The organism is Actinomadura macra NBRC 14102, assembly GCF_001552215.1.
Taxonomy (GTDB): Bacteria; Actinomycetota; Actinomycetes; order Streptosporangiales; family Streptosporangiaceae; genus Spirillospora; species Spirillospora macra.
In genome coordinates, this window is sequence record NZ_BCQT01000003.1 from 130,906 (window position 1) to 153,730 (window position 22,825).

Genomic DNA, 22,825 nt, shown 5'->3' on the forward strand with positions numbered 1-22,825 from the left:
CCCGCAGGACGGGGGCCCGCAACAAGATCGCTTACGGAACGAGCCTTATTCCCGACCACCGCAGGTCGGAGGCCGGACTACGCGTCCGATGGTGTGTGACGCCCATCGTGCCCCGAAGGTTCGCGGTCGGTGGGGGGTTCCTGGATCTTTCTGTGGCCGTGTCGCGCCACGGGCCGGGGCCGGGCCGCGGGCCGGTGCTAGGAGCAATTGTGGATAAGTGGGGTGCCAAAGGCTGGGAGTGGTGAATTGAAAGGAAGATTGCCCGGGGTTGGGTGTTCGGCGAGCTGATCAGTGAAACATGCTGTGACCTGGGGTTCCATCGTGTGTTGATCTTCTATTCAAAGTTGCGCCGCCCTTCGTTAAAAGGGGCTGTGTGCGTCGGGGTGCGCTGCGATGCTGGGCCGTGCCGTTCGTATGGGCCCCGGTATTCGGCGGTTGGGGAAAGTGGTGAGTGAATGAGAGCCCAGGGGCTGAGCGCGTCCATCGACACCGAGGCGCCACGCTCGGACCTCTCCCTCTCGTCCGGTGACGGCGCCGCCGTCGGCTACGAGCGGCCCTTCGGTCGCCGCGCGGCCGCGCCCCGCGTCCTCGCCGGGCTCTATCCGGCGTGCCTCGCGGTCGCGGACGGCTGGGCCATGGCGGCCGCGGCCGCCATGGCGCGGGTCCCGGCCGGCGGGCCCTCCATCGCCGCGGCGGTGGCGGTGATCGGGCTGAACGCGGCGGGCGGGTTGTACCGGGTCCGCCGGAGCCCGTCGCTGCTGGCGGACCTGCGGCCGGTGCTCGTCCGGACGCTGGTCGTCAGTGCGCTGGTCGCGGCGCTGCTGCCCGATGCGCGGTGGTCCACGATGGCGTGGATCTGCGCCGTCTCCTGCGTCCTGTCGCTGAGCGCGCGTGCGTTCGCGCATGCGGCCGTCAGGGCGTACCGGTGCCGGCGCTCCGATTCGCGTCCCACACTGGTGGTCGGCACGGGCGCCACGGCCGCGCACGTGGTGGACATCCTGCGGGTGCGGGGCGAGTTCGGGCTCGTGCCGGTCGGGCAGGTGGCGGCGGGGATGCCGGACGGGGCGGCGTCGCTGCCCGTCCTCGGGGAGACGACCGACCTGCCCTCGCTGGTGGAGACGCACGGGATCGACACGGTGATGGTCGTCGCCGAGGACATCGGCACCGGCCATCTGGACGCGGTGCTGCGCATCTCGTTCGGGCTGGCCTGCGAGACGCTGCTCGTCCAGCCGCCGTCGGACGTGGTCCCGGTGGCGGCCGCGCGGCGCGAGTACCTCGCGGGGCTGCCGTGCGCGCGCGTCGACTGGCCGTTGCGGGAGGCGGGGCAGCGCTACGCGAAACGGGTTCTTGACTTCGCCGTGGCGTGCGCGCTGCTGGTCGTGACCGCGCCGCTGCTCGCCGCATGCGCGCTGGCGGTGCGGCTGGAGGGCGGGCCCGGTGTCCTGTTCCGGCAGCGGCGGATCGGGCTCGGCGGGGAGGAGTTCGTCCTGCTGAAGTTCCGCACGCTGAAACCGGTGGACGAGCAGGAGTCCGACACCCAGTGGACGGTCAAGGACGACGACAGGCTCGGCACGGTCGGGCGGTTCCTGCGGCGCTCCTCCTTCGACGAGCTTCCGCAGCTGTGGAACGTCGTTCGGGGAGACATGAGCCTCGTCGGGCCGCGCCCAGAGCGGCCCCACTTCGTCGAGCAGTTCTCGCGGACGTGCCCCGGCTACATGCTGCGGCACCGCGTCCCGGTGGGCATGACGGGCTGGGCGCAGGTTCACGGGTTCCGGGGCGACACGTCCATCGAACTGCGCGCGCGCCTGGACAACCACTACATCGACCACTGGTCCTTTGCCGCCGACCTCAGGATTCTGATGCTGACCGTTCGGGCGATGCTCTGCCGGGACCCCGGGTGAGCGCCCCTACGATGGCCGCGCACCCGTCCTGGACGGCCCGCGACGCCGGCGCCTGGCTGCGGCGGCCGAGCTGGCTGATCGCGGTGACCGTCGCGTGCGTCGGCATCCCGCCGGGCGGCGGGGCGGCGGACGGCGTGCAGGTGACCGCGGGCGACATCGCCGGCGCGGGGCTGGTGGCCGTGGCCGCGTTCCTGGTGGTGACGCGGCGGATCGAGGTGCCGCGTGCGGTGTTCCTCGCGGTGGGGGCGCCGGCCGCGGCGCTCGGCGTGAGCACGGTGTGCTCGCAGGACATCTCCGCGAGCCTGCCCGGATACGTGCGCGGTCTCCAGATCTTCGTGCTGATGCCGCTCGCGGTCGTGCTGCTCGTCCGGGATCGCCGCGACCTCGGGATCGTGTGCGGCTCCGTGCTGGCCCTCGGCCTCGTGGAGGCCGGATACGGCATCTGGCAGACGATGACCGGCAACGGCGCGTCCATCGAGGGGCAGGCGATCCGGGCGGTCGGGACGTTCGGTGCCGTGGACGTGATGGCCCTGTCCATCCTGAGCGGCTTCGCGATCCTCATACTGACCGCGTTCGCGCTGGTGGCCCCGGAGCGGGGGGCGGCGGCCGTCCTCGCGGCCCTCGCCGGGCTCGGGGTGCTGGCGGTCGCGCTGGCCTTCGCGCTCAGCCGGGGGAGCTGGCTCGCGCTGGGCGCGGCCGCCGTGCTCATGCTCGTGATCTTCGACCGGTGGATCGCGGTGCGGACGCTGGTGTGCTGCGCCGCGCTGCTGCTCCTCGCGGTCGCGACGGTCGGCGGCGGGTCGCAGGCCGTCATCGCGAGATCGCGGTCGATCGCCGGTTCGGTCACCGCGCCCGACCAGTCGGTGAGCGACCGGTACAACCTGTGGGGCGCCGCCGAGCGGATCTGGCAGGACTATCCGCTCACCGGCGTCGGCGTGAAGAACTTCCCGGCCTACCGCGACACCTACGCGACGATCGAGCTGTCGTCGGGCAGCGAGACCGAGGACTCGGTCAACGGGTACGTCCGCCAGCCGTTGCTGTCGCCGCACAACGAGTACCTGCTGATCCTGTCCGAGCAGGGCGTGGTGGGACTCGCCGGGTTCGCCGTCCTGATCGCGGTGATCCTGCGCGGCCTGTGGACGCGCCGCCGCACCCGCGACCCGTTCTGGCTGATCAGCGTCGGGATCATGACGTTCCTGCTGGTCAACTTCCTGTACGCGGATCTGGGCGGACCCACCTGCGTCTTGACGGCGACCCTCCTCGGTGTTGCGGCGGCACGGGCGCTGGGCCTGGAGCCGCCACGGGCACTGGAGCGCCGGTGACCGCCACGGACGCCGCGCCCCGCGCCTCCTCCATCGGACGGGCCGCCGCGCTCTCGGGAGTGCTGATCGCCGGCGGCACCGTCCTCGGGTTCCTGCGGGACCTCGCGATGGCGCACCTGTTCGGCGCGAGCGGCAGCACCGACGCGTTCCTCGTCGCCTGGACGATCCCCGAGACCGTCTCGCCGCTGCTCATCGAGGACGCGATGGCGTTGCTCATGGTCCCGGCCATCACACGGCTGCTCGCGGGCGGCGAGGGGGTGCGCCCGTTCGTCGGCGCGACCCTGCCCCGGCTGGTGGCCGTGCTGGCGGCGGTGGCGGTGACGCTGGCGGTCGGCGCGCCGGTGCTGGTCCACCTCCTGGCGCCGGGTCTGCCGGAGCCGGGGCCGGCCGTCGAGTGCGTCCGGCTGACGGCGGTCACGGTGGTGACGTTCGGCATCGCGGGCTTCATGAGCGCGACGCTGCGGGCGCACCACCGGTTCGGGCCCCCCGCGGCGATCTACCTCGCCTACAACGTGGGCATCCTCACCCTGATCGCGGGCTTCTCCGGGGCGATCGGCATCACCAGCGCGGCCGTCGGCGTCGCCTGCGGAAGCGTGCTGATGGTCGTGGTGCAGGCGCCCGCGTTCCTGCGGTGCCTGCGCGAGGCGCCCGCGCCGCCCGGCAGGGCCGACGAACTCCGGCTCGGGCTCGCGGCCGTCGCGCCCATCGTCGTCTACACGGTGACGCGCCAGGCGCAGGTGTTCGTCGAGCGGTTCCTCGGCTCCGGGCTGACCGCCGGGTCCATCTCCCACCTCAACTACGCGCAGAAGGTCGCGCAGGTCCCGATGGTGCTGTCGCTGCTGATCGTCACGGTGACGTTCCCGAGGCTCGCACGGGCCTCGGCGGACGGCGACACCGGGCAGATCGCCCGCCGCATCCAGCGCGACCTCGTCGTGGTCAGCGGCATGGTGCTGTGCGCGGCCGCCTACCTCGTCGCGTTCGCGCCGGTCATCGTCGAGGTGCTGTTCGAGCACGGCGAGTTCACCTCCGCCGACACCGGCAGCACCGCCGCCATCATGCGCGTGTACGCGCTCGGACTGTGGGGGCAGTCGACGGTGGGCCTCGCCGCCCGCGCGTTCTTCGCGCACGGCCGCCCGACCTGGCGTCCCGCCGCGGTGCTCGCCACGGGCCTCGCCGTCACTGCCGCCATCGGCGCCGCGCTCGCCGCCGTCGCCGGGGCGGTCGCGCTGGCCGCGGCGAACGCCGCCGGGATCACCGTCGCGGCCGTCCTGCTGCTGCTCGGGTTGCGGTTGAAGGTCGCGCCGATCCCGCTGCGCCGGATCGGCGCGGACATCGCCCGGCTCGTGCTCGTCGCGGCCGGGTCCGGCGCGGCGGGGCTGCTCGCCGCCGCCGCGTTCGGGATCGGGCAGGGCACCGGCGCCCCCGCGATCGTCCCGGCGGTCGCGGGCGGCGTGGTGACCGTCGCGACGTTCGCCGCGCTGATCGCCGTCGCGGGACGCGGCCTCATCGCTTCATGGATCACCGCGGGGCCGCCCGGAGGCGGCCCCGCCGACTCGGGGAGGGCCAGTGAGCCAGCCGACCGGAGAACCGACCCGCCTGACAGAGCCGGCCCCGCTGGCCGGTCCGGCCTGCCCGGCTGAGACGACCCATCCCGCGGGGACGACCGGACCGGCGCCGTGGGTGCTGATGTACCACTCGGTCGACCACGTCCGTGAGGACCCGCATCTGGTGACGGTCTCGCCGCCGAGGTTCGAGGGACAACTGGCGTGGCTGCGTGCCCGGGGCCTGCGCGGCGTGGGCATGGCCGAGCTGCTGGCGGCATGGGACGCGGGGGACGCGCGCGGCCTGGTCGGGCTCACGTTCGACGACGGGTACGCCGACTTCGCGACCCGGGCCGTCCCGGCGCTGGTGCGGTTCGGGTTCGGTGCGACGGTGTTCGTCGTGTCCGGGCGGATCGGCTCCTACAACGCGTGGGACGACGGTCCGCGCAAGCCGCTCATGACCGTCGACCAGATCCGGACGGTCGCCGCCGCGGGCATGGAGGTCGCCTCGCACGGCCGGCACCACGTGTCGCTCCCCGCGACCGGCGGCTGCGAGCTGCGCGAGGAACTGGAGGAGAGCCGCGCGACCCTGGAGGACATCGTCGACCGCCCGGTCACCGGCTTCGCCTATCCGTACGGGCATGCGACGGGACGCGAGATCGAGGCCGTGCGGGCCGCCGGCTACGACTACGCGTGCGACATCAGCCCGGACGAGCCGGGACGCCACGCGCTGCCCCGCGCCTACATCGGCGAGCGGGACCGGCGGCTGCGGCTGCGCGCCAAGCTCGTCCGGCACGAGCTGCGGCGGCGGAGCCGCGTGTGACGCGCGTCCTGCACGTCATCACCGGGCTGGAACACGGCGGCGCCGAGCGGCAGCTCGCGCTGCTGCTGCGCCACCTGCCCGTGACCTGCGAGGTGGCGACGCTGACCCGGGCCGGGCCGCTCGGCGCCGCCATCCAGGACGAGGGGATCGCCGTCCACGAGATCGGCATGCGGGGCAACCGGGACCTCGCCGCACTGCCGACGCTGGTGCGGCTGATCCGCCGGGGACGGTACGACGTCGTCCACACGCACCTGTACCGCGCGTGCGTCTACGGGCGCATCGCCGCGCGCCTCGCGGGGACGCCACGGGTGATCGCCACCGAGCACTCGCTCGGCGACGGCCACCTCGAAGGCCGCCGGACGACGCGCGGTGTGCGCGCCCTCTACCGGGCCACCGAACGGCTGGGGTCGACGACCGTGGCGGTCTCGCCGACCGTCGCCGCGCGGCTGCGCTGCTGGGGTGTGGCGCCGGGCCGGATCGTCGTCATCCCGAACGGGATCGACGCCGCCGCCTTCGCCTTCGACCCCGCGCGCCGTGCCGCGACCCGGCGGCGCCTCGGGATCGGGCCGGCCGAGTTCGTCGTCGGGGGAGTCGGACGGCTCGTCCCGACCAAGCGGTTCGACCTGCTCATCGAGGCCGCCGCCCGGCTGGACGGGCCGCGGCTGCTGCTCGTCGGCGCCGGCCCGGAGCGGGACGCGCTCGGCCGGCTCGCCGGCCGCCTCGGCGTGTCCGACCGCGTGATCTTCGCAGGCGGGACGGACGACGTGGCGGGCGCGCTGTCGGCCATGGACGTCCTCGCCGCGCCGTCCGTCCAGGAGACGTTCGGCCTCGGCGTGCTGGAGGCGCTCGCCGCCGGGCTGCCCGTCCGCTACACGGTCTGCCCCGCGCTGGACGACCTGCCGCCCGGCCAGGCACCGGACGCCCGGCGCCTGCCCACCGACGTGGCCGCCTGGACGGCCGACCTCGCCCGCCTCGCCGGCACCCGGGGACCCGACCAGCGGGTTCCCGTCCCGGCCGTGGTGGGCCGCTACGCCATCGCCGAGCAGGCGGAAAGGCTCGCCCGGCTGTATCGGGACGGGGCGTGCCGCACCGGCCGCCCGCCGTCCAACCGCGAGTACATCCCGACTTAGAAGGGGCCCCTGATGCCGAAGCGTGAAGCCACCCAGAGGTCGTCCGACGCGCGGACCGGCCCGCTCGGCCGGATCGCCGCGTTCGCGTGGCGGGCGGTCCGGCGCGTCGCCCGCCGGACCGCCGTACTCGCCAGGAGGTACGGCCTGGCCGTCGCGTTCGTCCTCGCCGGGGTCCTCGGTGGACTCGGCTACTCCCTGTTCACCCCGGCGACCTACACCGCGACCGCGTTCGTCCTGGTCGTGGACCAGGGGGAGAACGGGGGCGCAGGCCCGGCGGCGGTGAGCTTCGCGCAGGCGTACGGGCGGCTCGCGCCGCTCCCGGAGACGCTCCGCCACTCCTCCATCGCGCTGCCCAGGATCGCGCCGGGCGCCACCCGCGAGCACATCCAGGCGTCCACCTCGCCGGACACGCCGCTGGTCCGGCTGACCGGCAGCGGCAGGAGCGGCGCGGACGCCGCCGCCTTCGCCAACGCCGCCGCCGACGCGCTCGTCCGGTACGGCACGTCCCACCGGACCGACACCGGCGTGCGCGTCGCGCTGATGAGCCTGGCGGCGGCGCCGGCCACGCCGACCTCGCCGAACCTTCCGCTGGACCTCGCGGTCGGGACCGCCTCCGGCGTCCTGCTCGCCGGGCTCAGCGCCGCGATCGTGAGCGGGCGGCGCGGCCGGGGCTCGCGCGACGCGTCCCGGACGCGGATCGCCGGTGCGGGGACGGTGCCGCCGCCCGCGGCCGAACCGGTGGAGATCGGTTCATGATCCTTCCCTGTCCGGCCGGGACGGACGCTCCGTCCGCCGCCGCCCACCTCGACCGTCCGCACGCGCGGAAGCACGTGGAGAGGCCCGGTCAGAGAGGCCATGGCTGACGGCTCAGGGCGGATCCGGGTCCTGCACGTCAGCCAGCCCAACGAGGGCGGCGTCGCCGTCTACGTCGGCCAGGCGGCCGCCGACCAGCGGCGGCGCGGCTGGGACGTCGCGGTGGCCTGCCCGGCGGGCGGTGACCTGTCCGCCCGGTGCGCCGACGCCGGCGTGCCCTGGCTCGCCTGGGAGGCCGGGCGCGCGCCCGGCCGCCGGACGCCGGCGGAGACGCTCGCGCTCCGCCGCCTCGTCCGCGGGTTCGCGCCCGACGTCGTCCACCTGCACTCCTCGAAGGCGGGCCTCGCGGGACGGCTCCCGCACCGCACGCCGACGATCTTCCAGCCGCACGGCTGGTCCTGGCTCGCCGCGACCGGACGGCAGGCATCCGTCAGCCGGATGTGGGAGCGGCGGGCCGCCACCCGGACCGGCGCGCTCGTCTGCGTCGGCGTCGGTGAGCTGCGGGAGGGGATGCGCGCGGGCGTGCGCGGCCCCTACCGGCTCGTCCGCAACGGGGTGGACCGCCACAGGTTCCGGGCGGCCGACGGCACCGCCCGGCTGGCCGCACGGGCCCGGCTCGGGCTGCCGCCCGACGTCCCGCTCGCGGTGTGCATCGGCCGCCTGACCCGGCAGAAGGGGCAGGACGTGCTGGTCGCGGCCTGGCCGGACGTCACGGCGTGGTGCCCGTCCGCGCGGCTCGCCATCGTCGGTGACGGCGAGGACCTCGATCGGTTGTGCGCGCGGGCCCCGGCCGGCGTGGACCTCATCCCGGCCGTGGCGGACCCCCGCGACTGGCTGGCGGCGTCGAACCTGGTCGTGCTGCCGTCGCGGTGGGAGGGGCTGCCATTGACGGCGCTGGAGGCGCTCGCCACCGGCCGCTGCCTCGTCGGGACGGACATTCCCGGCATCCGCGAGGTGGTCCGTCCGGGCGTCGGCGTGCTCGTGCCCCCGGACGACCCCGCCGCGCTCGCCGGCGCGCTGACGAGCAGGCTCCGGTGCCCCGGGGTCACCGAGGAGGAGGGCCGCGCGGCGGTGGTCGCCGCGGCGGCCTACGACATCGCGGGGACGATGGCCCTGCTGGCGGACGTCACCCGCGAGGTCGCCGGGTTCGGTGCGGCCGGACCGGGCGGTCCGGCCGGCCGCGTGCTCGGTTCCGGTGTGGAGATCGACGGCTTGGAGGCAGGTGGCGGGGCCGGGCTGGATGCCGGGCTGGACGCCGGGCTGGACATCGTGTTCGGTCCGGGCGAGGAGGGCATCGTGACGCCGCCGAACAGCTCGCGGTAGGTGTGGGACGAGCGGGGATTGTGCGGGCACCCCCACACGCCGTGCGGGCAGTAGTCGCTGATCGACTGGTACACGACGTCGTGCGAGGTGATCCAGTCGTGCATTCCCTGGACGTACTGGGGGTTGTCGGAGTTGCGGAACAACCCCCATTCGGGAAACGAGAGCGGCTTTCGGTGTGCGGCGGCGAAATCGGCCTGCGCCTGTAGCCCATAAGGCTCGTTGACGTAATCCTGGAACGTCTTTCCCCAGGGTTGGTCGTAGCTGTCGGATCCGATGATGTCTACGACGTCGTCACCTGGATAGCAGTTCGTCCACGGTATTGCGTCGTGCCCGCGCGTCGCCGCGAAATCGAAGCGGAAACGCGTGCCCGGCACCGCGCGCATGGCGGTGACGATGCGCCGCCAGTACGCTTTCCACGCTTCGGGATCCGACGAGCACCGGCCGCCGTAGAACTCCCCGTTCATCTCCCAGCCGAGCACGATGATCGAGTCCCCGACGCCCAGCGAGCGCAGCCGCTCGGCGAGGGTGCGGTAGTGCCGGTCGTAGGCTCCGGAGGCCCCGCCGCGCAGCAGCCACGCCAGCCGGTGCGCCGGCAGCCCCGCCTCGTTGGGCACCATCATCGGGACGTTGACCACCAGCATCCTGCGCGGATCGGCCGCCCGCCAGGTGGCCCACGGCCGGAGTATCCCCTCCGGGCCCTCGATGGCGCGCCAGTCGTCCCCGGGCAGGTAGGTGCGCCCGACGGTCACCGGTGAGCCGAGCCAGTCCTGGAATCTTTTCACTCTTTCCACACCTTCCGGGCCAGATCCCAAAAAGGCGCCTAATGGTACATACTTCGTTGGCTCGTACGCCGTCTGCGGCCGGCTCCATGTCGCCAGAGTGGACGCGGTGAGCGCGAGCAGGACCAGGAATGCGGCCAGAACGGGAGGGAGCGGGCAGAAAGGGATCGACCTTTTGCGGCGTCGATGGAATGGCCGCCGGGTTGGATGGATATCCGCAGCTCGCATGCGTAATGTATGCCCTCTGGCGCTCACGGTGAACAAATTGGCCGAGGGGCCGACGGGAGAATTTACCTTGCGACGAGGAAGGCTGCTGTGCGCCACGACCCGCGGATGTCCCTCGACCCGCACGCCCCGCCGCCGCGTCTGGACGCCGGCCTTCCCGTCCTGCTGCTGCGCACGAACCACAATTCCTTTCACCACGGCACGCTCGGCGCCATCAGGACCCTCGGACGCGCCGGGGTGCCGGTGCACGCCATCCTCGAAGGGCCCGCGAACCCCTCGTCCAGATCCCGCTATCTGCACAGCGGGCATCCCTGGGCGCCGCCGGCCGACCGTCCGTCCGCGCTGCTGAGCCACCTCCGGGTGATCGGCGAACGGGTCGGCGGGACGGCGCTGCTGCTCCCGATGGACGACGCGGGCGCGATCTTCGTCGCCGAGCACGCCGACGCGCTGGCGCCCTCGTTCGTCTTCCCGTCCCAGGACCCGGGCGTCCCCCGCCTCGTCGCCGACAAGTCACGGCTCATCGCGGCCTGTGCCGGGTACGGCCTGCCCTGTCCGGAGAGCCGCACCCCCGCGAGCCGGGCCGAGGCCGACGACGCCGTCCGCGCGCTCGGCCTGCCACTGATCGCCAAGTGGGCGCGTCCGTGGAGGCTCGCGCCCGGGTACCGCAGCACGACGCTCGTCCACACCCGCGAGCAGGCGCACCGGCTCCTCGACGCCGCCCGGGAGGACGACCACGAACCCGGCGGCGGCGCGGGGCCGCTGATCCTCCAGCGGCGCATCCCGCCGAGCGGCGGCGACTGGTTCTTCCAGGGCTACTTCGACGCCGTGCTCGACTGCCTCTACGGCGGGACGGGGCGCAAGCACCTCGCGCACCCGCCCCAGGCCGGACACACCGTCGCCGGTGAGTGGGTCGACAACCCCGAACTGTCCGAACTCGCGACGCGCGCCGTCCGGCTGCTCGGCTGCCGCGGGCTCGTCGACCTGGACTTTCGTCGCGACGACCGCACCGGCGTCTACCACCTCCTCGACTTCAACCCGCGGGTCGGGGCGCAGTTCCGGCTCTTCGCCGACCGGCAGGGCCTCGACCTCGTCCGTGTCCTGCATCTCGACCAGTCGGGCCGCCGCGTCCCGCGCGCGCGCCCGGCGTTCGGCCGCCACCTGCTCGTCGAGAACCACTACCTCCAGCAATCGATCGGACGGCCGCTGCGCGCCGGGTCTCTGCGCCCGCTGCGCCGTGCCGACGAACTGGCCTGGTACGCCGGCGACGACCTGCCGCCCTTCCTCGCGATGGGCGGGCAGAGCGTGCTGCGCGCGGCCCGCCGGGTCCGCGCCGTCCTGCACGGCGGGCGCCGCGGCGAGCGGCTCCACCACACGCACGACACACACACGGGGGAACGAGAATGAACGACTCGGCCAGCGACGTCGTGATCGTCGGCGCCGGGCCCTACGGTCTGTCGACCGCCGCCCACCTGCAGAATCTCGGGCTGGAGGTCAGGATCATCGGCACGCCGATGCGGTTCTGGAACGAGAACATGCCCGAGGGCATGTATCTGAAATCCGAGGCCTTCGCCTCCAACCTGGGCGCGCCGCAACCGGGCATGGCCTTCACCGACCGCCATCCCGACTGGCGGACGGGTCAGCCGATCCCGCTGGAGACGTTCGTGGCGTACGGCCGCTGGTTCGCGGCGGAGGCGGTCCCCGGCACCGAGCCCACCGACGTGGTGAGCGTCGAGCGCGGCGGACCGGCCGGGTACGTCGTCACGCTCGCGACGGGCGAGGCGATCGCGGCCCGCGCGGTCGTCATCGCCGTCGGGGTCGGCCCGTTCGCCCACATCCCGGATGAGCTGTCCGGGATGCCGTCATGGCTCGTCTCGCACAGCAGTTCGCACCGCGACCTCGGCCTGTTCGCGGGCCGGGACGTCGCCGTCGTGGGCGCCGGACAGTCCGCGCTGGAGACCGCGGTGCTGCTGGCCGACGCGGGCGCCCGCCCGCACCTGCTCGCCCGGCGCGAGGTCCTCGACTGGAACTCGGTGCCCGCCGAGCGCCGGTCGCCGCGGGCGAAGATCATCGGTGGACCGAGGTCCGGGCTGGGCACCGGCTACCGGACGTGGCTGTGGGCGGAGCGGCCCGGCCTCGTCCGCTTCGTCCCCTACGCCAAGCGGCAGCGGATCGTCCGCGAGACGCTCCCGCCCGCCGGGGCGTGGTGGCTGCGCGACCGGCTGGACGAGCGTGTCCAGGTGAGCACGGGTCGTCTCCTGGCGAAAGCGATCGAGCAGGACGACGGCGTCGCCGTCACGACGGTCGATCACACCGGGCGGCGGATCGTGACCGAGGTGGAGCACGTCATCGCCGCCACCGGGTTCGTGCCGGACATCCAGCGGCTCACGGTGCTCTCGCCCGAGATCCGGGTCCGGGTCGACACCCGGTCGAGCTCGCCGGTGCTCACCCGGGACTTCGAGTCCTCGCTGCCGGGACTGTACTTCGCGGGGCTCGCCGCCGCGGCCACGTTCGGGCCCGTGATGCGGTTCGTGCACGGCGCCGACTTCGCGGGCCGCCGGATCGCCCGCCACATCATCCGCAGGACGCCGCGTGCGGCGGCGCCCCCGCGGCGGGCACAGGCCGCCTTCGAGGCGAACCGCCCCCAGGGCGGCACGCCCCAGCGGTGAACGATCCTCCACCCGGCGGCGCCGGTCATCTCCAGGGCGGGCGCGAACGCCGGAGCGCGCGCTCGGCCCGCGCGCCGGCCATGATCCACTCCCAGCGGGAGTAGAGCGTCCAGGTCCATGACGAGTACCGCCGCCGGCCCGTCTCCATCGGGCCGGCGGACCCGTCTGTGCGGCCTGAACCGCCTGGACCGTCCAGTTTGTTCGGCTCGTCGAGGGGGGCGCCGGTGGGCCGGATGACGAAGCGGCGGGTGACCCGGGCCGGGGCCGGGCGGCGGCGCGCGGGCCTGAGCCTCGCGAGCGCGGACGGCGGGACGGGCATCGGCGGGCTCCTTGAGAGACCTCACCGAATGTAGCGCATCGGATACCGTCCGCCATACTTCTCCCCGGTCTCCCGGTGAACGCCGGGAGAGCGATCTTTTCCCGGTCCTTGCCGAGCCTTGGCCCCGTCCTACTCCGCCCGGTGGACACGCGCCGACATCCCAGACATTTCCCGGTATCAAGTCCCGAAAATCGGGCGAAGGTTCTTCAATGGCTCGCGTAGTCATGAAAAGGCGCCGAAGTTGTGCCGCTCTTAATGGTCAGGTAAATGATCGGAAGGTCGCGTGTGTGGGGTGGCCGAAATGGAAAGCCCGGGGAGATCATCGTGGTGTTGCACTGCTCTGACATGCAGGTATGTGGACTTCTTGAGAAGACACAGCCTCCGCGGGAACAATTAATCCGCGATTCTGTGCGATGCGGTGCTACCGTCGTGCCGACAGTTCGCCACCGAGCCAGGAACAGATCAACGCCACCAGGGGGATCCGGCAATGGAGACCGTACCGACACACCGCGGGGCACTGCGCCCCCGGGATCGGTATGCGCTCCTGCCCGCCCTGACACGGTTGGTCGTCATCGCCGGGTTCGCGGCCGCGGGCTGGCTCGTCCTCTCCGCGCTGAACGACACCGCGTCCGCGGCGCCGCGCGGAGGTGCGGGGCGGACCGATCCGGCGTCGAGCGGACGTGGCGCGGCAGCCGTGGCCCCGCCCGACGCGCAGGGGCCCATCCACAAGGGCGGGCTGACCACGCTGCGCCACCTCACCGGCGACGGGCGACGCCCGGCCGAGCATGTGGCGATGACCGTCGAGGGCGACATGCGCGCGCTCGGCAACGACCCGGTGACCTACATGAAGGCACGCGGGCGTGAGGTCCTCGACGACAGGGACCGCGCCGTCGGAATCGTGCGGGACCTGGCGGCCACGGGTGTGCACCGCCTGCGCGTCCCGGCCGTCCGCACGGGCGGGCCGATCGGCGGACTCGTCCCCGAGGCGGCCGGATCCCGGCCCCTGAAGGACGGTCTGCTCTCCCCGGCGCACTCGCCGGGGCTCGACGTGCCGCTCACCGCGGGGTCCGCCGGAAGCGCGGCCCGCGATTCGGGCGGCACCCGCGTGGCGCCGTCCTTCGCGGGCGCCGTCCGCCCGGGCGAAGCCGCCATCGACGGCCGCCGCCACTACCGCGGCGAGCACCACGCCCCCGCCTCACCCGGGCCCGTGCTGCCGTCGGGGCAGGACGACCCGCGCGGCGGGGCCCTGTCGGGCGGCCACCAGTTCGGCCCGATCGCCGACCTGCGCGCCGACCGCCACGCGGCCGTGCCGCCGGCCCCGGGTGCGGGGATGTTCCACCGCTCGGCGCTGGCCGACATGACCGCGCCCGACAGCCCGACGGTCGTCCCCGACTAGGAGGCCGACCCGCGGCCGGACGCTCCATGTCTGGAGTGGCCGCGCCCCGGACCCTCGGGACCTGGCCGGACCTTCGCCGTCCGAGAGCCGCCGCCCCAGCCGACCGGGCCCGTTCACGGGTCCGTCCACCGGGCCCGGCCATCGGCCGCCGGACGTCCCGCCCCACGAACCTTCCTGAACCGCAACGGCTTCGTCATGCCGCTGCGCCGCCGCGCTCGCCCGGACGGGCACCCGCGCGGCGATTTCAACCACCGATTCACCCGAATCGCCGAGAAGAAGAACAGGAGTACCAGCATGCGAATCTGGTCCAAGAACACCAGCCGAGCCGCCCTCGTGGCCGCGGCCTCGGTCACCCTGGGAGCAGGAGGTCTGGCGGGCCTCGCGCCCGCCGCCTCCGCGGACGGGGGCATGCAGACGTCCGGCAACTTCAGCATCCTGGGCGGCAACCAGGTGTACGCGCCGATCTCCATCCCGGTCGAGGTGAGCGGCAACGCCATCGCCGTCCTCGGGCTGGCGCAGGCGAGCTCGCACGGCGGCGCGTCCGTCAAGAACCACCGTCACGGCGGCGGCGGTGGCGGTGGTGGCGGCGGAATGAAAACCTCGGGGATGTTCTCGATCGGTGGCGGCAACCAGATCTACCTGCCGATCTCCGTGCCCATCGACATCTGCGGCAACGCCGTCGCCGTCCTGGGGCTCGCCAAGGCCCAGTGCAAGGGCGGCGCGTCGGTCGTCAACGACGGCCACCACGGTGGCCACCACGGCGGCTGGCGTGAGAGCGGCACCGGCACGGGCGCGGCGAACGGCTACCGCGGCTCCCGCGCCACAGGTGATCAGCGCACCGCCACAGGTGATCAGCGTGCCACCGTGGGTGCTCCGCGCGGCTCCGGTGCCGCGAGCCACCAGCGCGGCGCCGGCGTCCCGAGCGATCAGCGCGGCTCCGGCATCGCGGGCGTTCAGCCCGGCGCCGGCTTCCCCAGCGATCAGCCCAGCTCCGGCTTCACGAGTGACCAGCCCGGCTCCGGCCTTGCGGATGATCAGCGCGGCTCCGGCATCGTGGGCGACAAGCGCGAGTCCGCGGCCCGGGGCGGCGACGGCTGGGGCGGCGACCACGGGGGAGGCGGTGGGATGCAGACGTCCGGGAACTTCAGCATCCTCGGCGGCAACCAGATCTACGCGCCCATCTCCGCGCCGATCAACGTCTGCGGCAACTCCGTCGCGGTCCTCGGAATCGCCAACTCCTGGTGCAAGGGCGGCGCCCACGTCTCCAACAAGCGCGGCGGCGGCGACGGGATGCAGACGTCCGGGAACTTCAGCATCCTCGGCGGCAACCAGATCTACGCGCCCATCTCCGCGCCGATCAACGTCTGCGGCAACGCCGTCGCGGTCCTCGGCGTCAGCCAGGCCTGGTGCAAGGGCGGCGCGACCGTGACCAACGGCGGGGACAAGCCCCTGCCGCCCACGCTGCGCACGCCGCCGAAGGTCAAGAAGCCGCACAAGCCCCGCAAGAACCGTCCCGGAGCCGGGCACCACAAGCTGCCGTCCACCAAGCGAGTGGCCGCACCCCGGCCCGCGGCCCAGCCCGGCCGCCCGTCCATCCTGCGCGACCTGATGCGCAGCACGCCCGTCAAGGCGCCCGGACTCGTGCAGACGAGCCTTCAGAAGGAGTCGCCGGTGACCCTCGGGACCCCGCTGCTCGGCGGCTGACCCGGTCTCGGACGACCCGGCACGGACGGACGGCCCGGAGCCGGGCGACCGGCGCACCGCGGAGCGCCGGCGAACAGGCCCGAAGGCCGACACCGTCCGCCGGATACCCCGGCCGCCGACGCGGCCGGACGTAAGACGATCGACGACGGTCGAGGTGAAGGGGGCGGCAGACGTGCCGCCCCCTTTCCCGTGACCGGACCAGAGCGATGGAGGCCAGACGATGCTCGACCGCATGTCTCGCCCGGCGGCGACCCTCGCCACCGGTTTCCTCACCACCGGGCTTCTCACCACCGGGATGCTCGCCGGCGGGTTCCTCACCGACGCGCTCGCGCCACCGGCGCACGCCGCACCCGCCGGTGCGCGCCGCGGCGCGGTGATCGCCAAAATCGGCATCAGGAGGATCGGTTTGAAGGCGCGCGTGCTGCACGGCATCGCGCCGGAGATGCTCCAGAAGGGTGCCGGGCACTACCCCGGAACGGCCTATCCAGGACGGGAGGGCAACGTGGTCCTGCTAGGGCACCGCACGACCTACCTGGCGCCGTTCGGGCGGATCAACGAACTGCGGCGCGGGGATCCGATCGTCCTCAGCGTGGGCCGCACGTCGTACGTCTACAAGGTGCGGGGCAAGCGCATCATCATGCCGACGGACCGGCGGGCCCTGGAGGCGGTCCCGTTCAAGCGGGGCAGCGTGGCGAACGGGAAGTACGTCACCCTCATCACCTGCCACCCGAAGGGATCGGACCGGCGGCGCCTGGTCGTCGTGGGGGCGTTCCATCACACGTCCGGGCGGGGGCGCTGACGCGCGACCGCTGACGCGCGACCGCTGAGGCGGCGCCGGTGTCACAGCCGCGCCGCCACGGCGGAATGGCAGTTCACCATCAGCTCGATGTTGCGGGTGTGGGCCAGTGCTGCGCCGCCGTCGCGATCGAGGGTGGCGGCCAGGACGGACCCGACGGCGCCGGCCAGCAGCCCGCGGATCTCCTCGGGCCGCAGGCCCGCCGGCTCCCAGGACCGCAGCGTGGCGTCCCCGGCGACGATGACGTGGCGGACGCCGGCCAGCAGCAGCGCCAGCTCACCGCGCCGCGCCAGCCCGGCGGCCCCGCCGGGCCCGGCCTCGGTGATCACCGTGCCGAGACGCCGGGCCACGCCGTGCAGCGCGAGCAGCGCGGGACGCTCGTGCGGGGCGACCCGGAAGAGCGCCGGGCAGCCCTCCTCCTGCCACCGGCCGTATCCCCCGAAAGAATGGCTGTCCACGATGCGACACTAGGGTCGTGGTGCGGCGCAGATGTGCGGGACACTCCATGCTGCCGGTCTTTTTACTTTGCCGCCCGAAGGGCACTGATAATACTGATCAGCGTCCCCCATAAAGGGCGATCAATCCGTCATAGTCGCCTTTTCCGAGTGTGGCGAGGCCGCTGTCGCAGGAGCGCACGAACGGTGCCATGGTGAGCCCGGCGTGCTCGGGGCCCTCGACGTGCGACAGGCCGAGCACATGGCCCGACTCGTGGGTCGCGACGGCCGTGGTGTCGTAGCTGCCCACCGGACACGATCCGCTCGCGCCGTCTGCGGCGTTCGTACCGTTCTCGGAGGTCGCGCCGGGCCACCAGCTCTTGCCGTGAGCCTGGAGCGCCATGTCGGTCTCGAGCATCCTGCCACCCCCGAACCACAGGCAGGTCGCCGCCAGGACCTCGGGCTCCGCCTCCCGCATGGCCAGCCAGCCGAAGGTGTTCATCCGGTCCCGCGGGCCGCAGCCCGCCTGGGCGGTGACGTTCGGGGTCTTGTCCGTCTGCGCCGCGTTTCGCGCGTGCACGTTCGGTGCCGGCGAGTACCGGCGGTCGGACGTGCAGTCGGTGCGGGCGTTGACGATGTTCGAGATGCCCGTGCTGATGCCCGTGATCGGCTGTTCGCCCGGTCCGGGACTGTAGTGCCATTGGATGGTGCCGCCCTTCGGCCACGTCCCCGGCTCCGCCCGGTACGCTCCGTCCTCGCAGGGGTTGAGCGGCGCGCGTGAGCCGCGCGGCCTGCCCTGCGGCACCCGGGCGCCGCGCGTCCCGATGGTGATCTCGCCGGCGCGGGAGTCCACCCGGACGCGCAGCTCGGCCGCCCCGTCGGTGCGCAGTTCGTGCGCGGCGACCGATGTGCCGTCCGTGGGCACGACCACGGCGAGCCCGTTCGCTCCGCGTACCGTCCGGCCTCGCAGGTCGCACCGAGCGAGCTTGATCTTCTGCGGCATCGCGCGGGCCGTGAGGGTTCCCTCGGGTTTGCACCAGGCGGGCGGTTGCCGGTGTGCGCCGCCGGGCGAGGCCATGGCGGCGGACGTGAGAGGGGCGGTGAGCGAGAGGACGGCGGCGGCCGCGACCGCGCCGTTCCGGTGCCACCGCCGCACGGGCGGGAAATCGTCCATTCCGATACTCCGATGATTGGAATCTTTGGTGGTAGTTGTTGCGCGGCGGCGCAAAAGACAAACGGCCCTTTCTTCAAAGTGATCTCCATCTGGTGCGCGGTCAATTTCATAAATGGCTGCTCATGGGGATATGTACTGTGATCACTGTTTGTCACGGTGAGTGAGCGATCATGGAGTGATGCTCGCCGCCTCGGGAAGGCTCTTCGTCCAGCTCATGGGCCCGATGCTCGCGTAAGAGTTCCGTAGATCGTTACTCATAGTCACGCAAACAGGTTTACTGCTGGCCCATCCGGAAAAGCAGCAGGTAATCCGGCAACTCGGGACAACAGAACCAAGGGCGCTGGGGCCCGGGCCCACCGGACCGCCGCCCGACCGAGATTCACCGCGACCGAGGGGCGAGAACCGGCGGGCTCCGCCGCCTGCGGAGTGGCAGGGCGGCGGGCCGCCCCCACCCCTCACCCTGGAAGCGGTGACGAGAGCAGAGGTGTTCAACGTGCAGACGGAGACACAGGTCCGGGAACTGATGGGCACGAGCGTGACCGACACCCACGGCACCAAGGTCGGCACGATCAAGCAGGTCTATCTCAATGACGACTCCGGCGCGCCGGAGTGGGTCACGGTGCACACCGGATGGTTCGGGATGCGGGAGAGCTTCGTGCCGCTGTCCGGGGCGCGCAAGAGCCAGGACGCTCTCCAGGTCCCCTACGACAAGGAGACCATCAAGGGCGCTCCGAACGTGGACGCGGACGAGCACCTGTCGCACGCCCAGATCGTCGATCTCTACCGGCACTACGGCGTACGTCCCCCGAGCGGTCGCAGCGCGCCGGGCGAAGCGGGTGCCGCGGGCAAGGAGGCGGGCGACCGTCCGGCGGCCGGCTCGCCGGGCCAGGCCGCGGCGGGCACGTCCAGCACCTCCGGCACGTCCAGCTCGTCCGGTAGCTCGGACATGTCTGGGACCGCGGGCGCGGCCGGGACAGCCGGGACCGCCGGTGCGGCGGGGATGGCCGTCCACGCCGAGCGGCAGGGCAAGCAGGCGCAGGGCCTGCCCCCGCAGTCGGCGCGCGAGGGCGCGGAAGCCCCGATGACCGAGATCACCCGTTCCGAGGAGCAGATGCGCATCGGTACCGAGCGCCACGAGTCCGGCCGTATCCGCGTCCACAAGTGGGTGGAGACGGAGACGGTCGAGCGGACGATCCCGGTCTCGCACGAGGAGATCAGGATCGACCGCGAGCCGATCACCGGCGGCGAGCCCGGCGCCAAGGTGACGCTCACCGAGGACGACCAGGAGATCATCCTCTACGAGGAGCGCCCGGTCGTGGCCAAGGAGACGGTGCCGGTCGAGCGGGTCCGCATCCACACCGAGCAGGTGCAGGACGAGCAGACCATCCGATCGGAGCTCCGCAAGGAGCGCATCGAGGTGACGCGCGAGGACGGCACGCGCGCCGACCGCGACCGCAGCGGCGGCGGCCGTGGCGCCGACCCCGGCCGGAACGCCGACCGGGGGCGCCGCTCCAAGTCCTGACGAGGCCCGCACGCGCCCTCGGGCCCACGCCGGATGCCCCCGTGCCCGGCCGGATCTGACACACCCGCCGTCCGGTCGGGCACGTGGCTGCCCGAGCTGCCGGATGACGGCATGGCCGGATACGGCCATCCCGCCGGGCGGGATTGTCCCGTCCGATGGCCGGACGTGTTGTTGTCACCGCTTCGAAAGAGTGGTCAACTTCCGGACTTTGGGTGTGGTCACCGATTCTTTTGCGTTTTCGCCAGCCTGTCCGGACCAATAGTGAGATTTCTTGACAGTCGGGGGTGTCACGGGAGAAGTTCCAGACGATGGCCCGCACAGGGACGACCGGCCACTGTTCCGGTTCGGTCATGGCCTTATGACCCGCCACTGGCCAACCCCCAGGGCCGGCCGCTTGCTGGGGCGAGCGGCCGGCCGCCGGTTTACCGAGTCCCGTCCTGGTCAGTACCGGAGGATGGAGAGGACGGCGTTCGTGCTCGGCGGCGGCGGCGTCCTCGGTGCCCACGAGGTCGGCATGCTGCGGGCGCTGGAGGAGACCGGCGTGCGTCCCGACCTCGTCGTCGGCACGTCCATCGGCGCGCTCAACGGCGCGCTCGTCGCGGCCGACCCCGGTACCGCCGTCCGGCGTCTCACGGACCTGTGGTCGGACGAGTCGGTCCGCGAGGTGTTCGGCGCCCGCGTCTGGTCACGGCTGTGGACACTGGCCCGCTCCGGCACGCACCTGCACGCGAACGACCCGCTGCGCCGGATGCTCGGCGAACTCCTGGAGACCACGGAGATCGAGGACCTGGCCGTCCCGTTCCAGTGCGTCGCCGCCTGCATCGAGACCGCGATGCCGCACTGGTTCACCCGAGGCCCGGTCATCCCCGCAGTCCTCGCCTCGTGCGCCGCGCCGGGGCTGCTGCCGCCCGTCCGCGTCGGGGACCGGCACTATTTCGACGGCGGGCTCGTCCACAGCATTCCCGTCGGACGCGCCGTCGAACTGGGCGCCACCACCATCTACGTCCTGCACGTCGGACGCATCGAACGCGACCTCGCGCCGCCGCGCCGTCCCTGGGAGGTCGGCATGGTCGCCTTCGAGATCGCCCGCAGGCACCGCTTCTTCGAGGAGATGGCGACGCTGCCGGACGGGCTGGCCGTGCACGTCCTGCCCGCCGGCGCGAGGCCGCAGAAGGCCGGTGTCGACCTCGCCCAGGTGCGCTACCGCAACGTCTCCGGCATCGCCGCCCATATCGAACGCGCCTACCAGGCGTCCTTGAAGTACCTCAAAGAAGTGTGAAATGCCGCCGCCCATCGTGCGCCGCGTGCTCTGCACGCCGCTCCTCTTCGTTCTGACCCTGCTGCTCCTCGTGCTGTTTCCACTGGCACTCGTCGGCGGACGCCCCCGGCGCCTGCTCTCGTTCGCGCTCGCCTGGGGCACGCTGGAATGCAGGGCCGTTCTCGAGTGCACCTGGCAGTGGGTACTCCGCCGCCCCCGTTCGGACCACCACTACGACATCATCCGCCGCTATGTCGCGGGCCTTTACTCCTCCGCGCAGAAGCGGCTCGGCCTGGAGGTCGTGATCGAGGGCAGCTGGGACGGCCCGCCGGGCGACCGGCCCCTGATCGTCCTCAGCCGGCACGCGGGCCCGGGGGACGCCCTCCTGCTCGTCCACCATCTGCTCGGCGACTACCGGCGGCGCCCGCGCGTCGTCATGAAGGCCCAGCTCCAGCTCGACCCGTGCATCGACATCGCCGCCAACCGGCTGCCGAACGCCTTCGTCACCCCCGGCGACGGCGCCGCCCGCATCGAGCGGCTCGCCACCGGCCTCGGCCCGCGCGACGCCCTGGTCATCTTCCCCGAGGGCGGCAACTTCACCCCCGACCGGCGGCGCCGCGCCATCCGCCGCCTCACCCGCCAGCGCCGCCTGGACGAGGCGTCCCGCGCGGCCCGCATGCGCCACGTGCTGCCGCCGCGCGCCGGCGGCGTCCTCGCGGCCCTCGCCGCCGCCCCCACCGCGGACGTCGTGTTCGTCGCGCATGTCGGCCTCGACCACATGATCTCGCCCGGCGAGGTCTGGCGCCGCATCCCGCTCGCGCACCCCGTCCGCGCGCACTGGTGGCGCATCCGGTCCGAGGACGTCCCGCGCGGCCAGGACGCCCAGATCGACTGGCTCTACGCCCAGTGGCAGAAGGCCGACACCTGGATCGCGGCCGGGCACCGACCATGATCCCGCGGGTACAGTCGTGCCATGGACGAGGGGACGGTCAGGGTCGACCTGTGGATCTGGTCGGTGCGGCTGCTGAAGACCCGCTCGATGGCCACCACCGCGTGCCGCGCGGGCCACGTCCGGGTCAACGACGAGCGCGCCAAGCCCGCCACCCCCGTCCGTCCGGGCGATGAGATCCGGATGCGCCATGACGGCCGCGAGCGCATCGTGATCGTCCAGCGCCTCGTCCGCAAGCGGGTGGGCGCCTCCGTCGCCGCGGAGTGCCTCATCGACAAGAGCCCTCCGCCACCGCCCCGCGAGGCCCTCATCCCCATCGGCCGCCGTGACCGCGGCGCCGGCCGGCCCACCAAGCGCGACCGCCGCGAACTGGACCGTCTCCGCGCCCTCGACCAGAGCCGCGCCGCCCACGACCTGTCCACCCCCGCCGGAGACGACTCCTGACGGCCGGTCGCGCGCAACGAGAAGGGCAGAAGTCGACAAGGGCAGAATGCGACTCGACGCATGCCCCGCGTCATGCGTCCGCCTGATCGCCGCGACGAATCAAGGTTCAGCCGGCGCCGCGCCCCCGCGGTGCGGCACCGGCCGTTCGAAAGGCGAGAGGAAGAACGAGCCGCATTCTGCCCAATCGCATTTCTAGACCGGTGGACGCCGCCACGTCCGGTGCGCAGCCGCGCGGGCGCGCCTGAGACCGCGCAGCCGCGCACCACCACGCAACTGCGCGCCTGTACACGAGCCCTGTGCGGGGAG

19 protein-coding genes and 1 pseudogene are annotated in these 22,825 nt (G+C 73.0%); 16 read left to right on the forward strand and 4 right to left on the reverse strand.

Annotated features, from left to right (window positions below; all coding sequences use genetic code 11):
* The first annotated feature begins 455 nt into the window (after nucleotides 1-455).
* From AMA02S_RS04300 to AMA02S_RS04330, 7 genes are all read left to right on the forward strand, one after another.
* The gene (locus AMA02S_RS04300; RefSeq protein WP_084264586.1) at nucleotides 456-1,901 is read left to right on the forward strand and encodes a sugar transferase; all 1,446 of its coding nucleotides are present in this window, start codon (nucleotides 456-458) and stop codon (nucleotides 1,899-1,901) included.
* Nucleotides 1,898-3,223: an O-antigen ligase family protein gene (locus AMA02S_RS04305; protein ID WP_157430373.1), complete on the forward strand. Its 1,326-nt coding sequence runs from the start codon at nucleotides 1,898-1,900 to the stop codon at nucleotides 3,221-3,223. Before AMA02S_RS04300 ends, AMA02S_RS04305 begins: the two co-directional genes overlap by 4 nt.
* A complete protein-coding gene (locus tag AMA02S_RS04310; RefSeq protein ID WP_067451879.1) occupies nucleotides 3,220-4,863 on the forward strand; it encodes a lipid II flippase MurJ in 1,644 nt (547 codons plus the stop codon). Before AMA02S_RS04305 ends, AMA02S_RS04310 begins: the two co-directional genes overlap by 4 nt.
* Entirely contained in the window at nucleotides 4,790-5,587 is a 798-nt protein-coding gene (locus AMA02S_RS41335; protein WP_245667355.1) for a polysaccharide deacetylase family protein, read from the forward strand. Before AMA02S_RS04310 ends, AMA02S_RS41335 begins: the two co-directional genes overlap by 74 nt.
* Nucleotides 5,584-6,717, forward strand: a complete 1,134-nt coding sequence (locus AMA02S_RS04320) for a glycosyltransferase (protein WP_067451882.1) — start codon at nucleotides 5,584-5,586, stop codon at nucleotides 6,715-6,717. Before AMA02S_RS41335 ends, AMA02S_RS04320 begins: the two co-directional genes overlap by 4 nt.
* Before the next feature lie 12 nt (nucleotides 6,718-6,729).
* Entirely contained in the window at nucleotides 6,730-7,473 is a 744-nt protein-coding gene (locus AMA02S_RS04325; protein WP_067451885.1) for a Wzz/FepE/Etk N-terminal domain-containing protein, read from the forward strand.
* Nucleotides 7,474-7,572: 99 nt separating this feature from the next.
* Nucleotides 7,573-8,853, forward strand: coding sequence for a glycosyltransferase (locus AMA02S_RS04330; protein WP_067451887.1), 1,281 nt, complete (start codon nucleotides 7,573-7,575; stop codon nucleotides 8,851-8,853).
* A 311-nt stretch (nucleotides 8,854-9,164) separates the two neighbouring features.
* Here AMA02S_RS04330 and AMA02S_RS45255 read toward each other — a convergent pair.
* A pseudogene (locus AMA02S_RS45255) lies at nucleotides 9,165-9,860 on the reverse strand (glycoside hydrolase family 26 protein); the annotation flags it as partial.
* Between the two features lie 87 nt (nucleotides 9,861-9,947).
* On the opposite strand from AMA02S_RS45255, the gene AMA02S_RS04335 reads away from it, so the two are divergent.
* Nucleotides 9,948-11,261 carry a carboxylate--amine ligase gene (locus tag AMA02S_RS04335; protein ID WP_084264589.1) on the forward strand — a complete coding sequence of 438 codons (1,314 nt, stop codon included), beginning with the start codon at nucleotides 9,948-9,950 and terminating at the stop codon, nucleotides 11,259-11,261.
* Nucleotides 11,258-12,523 (forward strand): NAD(P)-binding domain-containing protein, encoded by a 1,266-nt coding sequence (locus AMA02S_RS04340; RefSeq protein ID WP_067451889.1) that lies wholly within the window; start codon nucleotides 11,258-11,260, stop codon nucleotides 12,521-12,523. Before AMA02S_RS04335 ends, AMA02S_RS04340 begins: the two co-directional genes overlap by 4 nt.
* 25 nt (nucleotides 12,524-12,548) lie before the next feature.
* Here the strand turns inward: AMA02S_RS04340 and AMA02S_RS04345 are convergent, their stop codons facing one another.
* Complete coding sequence (locus AMA02S_RS04345; RefSeq protein ID WP_067451892.1) at nucleotides 12,549-12,842, reverse strand: hypothetical protein; 294 nt, start codon at nucleotides 12,840-12,842, stop codon at nucleotides 12,549-12,551.
* A gap of 487 nt (nucleotides 12,843-13,329) precedes the next feature.
* Here AMA02S_RS04345 and AMA02S_RS04350 point away from each other — a divergent pair, with 487 nt between their 5' ends.
* The 3 genes from AMA02S_RS04350 to AMA02S_RS04360 all read left to right on the forward strand — a co-directional run bounded on the left by AMA02S_RS04350 (nucleotide 13,330) and on the right by AMA02S_RS04360 (nucleotide 16,741).
* Nucleotides 13,330-14,238: a hypothetical protein gene (locus AMA02S_RS04350; protein WP_067451894.1), complete on the forward strand. Its 909-nt coding sequence runs from the start codon at nucleotides 13,330-13,332 to the stop codon at nucleotides 14,236-14,238.
* Between the two features lie 294 nt (nucleotides 14,239-14,532).
* Nucleotides 14,533-15,942: a chaplin family protein gene (locus tag AMA02S_RS43935; protein ID WP_169806774.1), complete on the forward strand. Its 1,410-nt coding sequence runs from the start codon at nucleotides 14,533-14,535 to the stop codon at nucleotides 15,940-15,942.
* Between the two features lie 220 nt (nucleotides 15,943-16,162).
* Nucleotides 16,163-16,741: a class E sortase gene (locus tag AMA02S_RS04360; RefSeq protein WP_067451899.1), complete on the forward strand. Its 579-nt coding sequence runs from the start codon at nucleotides 16,163-16,165 to the stop codon at nucleotides 16,739-16,741.
* Nucleotides 16,742-16,782: 41 nt separating this feature from the next.
* On the opposite strand, the gene AMA02S_RS04365 is transcribed toward AMA02S_RS04360, so the two are convergent.
* Both AMA02S_RS04365 and AMA02S_RS04370 read right to left on the reverse strand, forming a co-directional pair.
* On the reverse strand, nucleotides 16,783-17,196 hold the full coding sequence (locus AMA02S_RS04365) for a hypothetical protein (protein WP_067451902.1): 414 nt from the start codon (nucleotides 17,194-17,196) through the stop codon (nucleotides 16,783-16,785).
* 97 nt (nucleotides 17,197-17,293) lie between these two features.
* Nucleotides 17,294-18,346 carry a matrixin family metalloprotease gene (locus AMA02S_RS04370; protein WP_067451905.1) on the reverse strand — a complete coding sequence of 351 codons (1,053 nt, stop codon included), beginning with the start codon at nucleotides 18,344-18,346 and terminating at the stop codon, nucleotides 17,294-17,296.
* 469 nt (nucleotides 18,347-18,815) lie between these two features.
* Between AMA02S_RS04370 and AMA02S_RS04375 the strand changes: the two genes are divergently transcribed.
* From AMA02S_RS04375 to AMA02S_RS04390, 4 genes are all read left to right on the forward strand, one after another.
* Nucleotides 18,816-19,868, forward strand: a complete 1,053-nt coding sequence (locus tag AMA02S_RS04375; protein WP_218004835.1) for a DUF2382 domain-containing protein — start codon at nucleotides 18,816-18,818, stop codon at nucleotides 19,866-19,868.
* 454 nt (nucleotides 19,869-20,322) lie between these two features.
* Nucleotides 20,323-21,147 (forward strand): patatin-like phospholipase family protein, encoded by an 825-nt coding sequence (locus tag AMA02S_RS04380; RefSeq protein WP_067451909.1) that lies wholly within the window; start codon nucleotides 20,323-20,325, stop codon nucleotides 21,145-21,147.
* 1 nt (nucleotide 21,148) lies between these two features.
* Nucleotides 21,149-22,078: a 1-acyl-sn-glycerol-3-phosphate acyltransferase gene (locus AMA02S_RS04385; RefSeq protein ID WP_067451911.1), complete on the forward strand. Its 930-nt coding sequence runs from the start codon at nucleotides 21,149-21,151 to the stop codon at nucleotides 22,076-22,078.
* Between the two features lie 21 nt (nucleotides 22,079-22,099).
* Nucleotides 22,100-22,519 (forward strand): RNA-binding S4 domain-containing protein, encoded by a 420-nt coding sequence (locus AMA02S_RS04390; protein WP_067451914.1) that lies wholly within the window; start codon nucleotides 22,100-22,102, stop codon nucleotides 22,517-22,519.
* The last annotated feature ends 306 nt before the right edge of the window (nucleotides 22,520-22,825 follow it).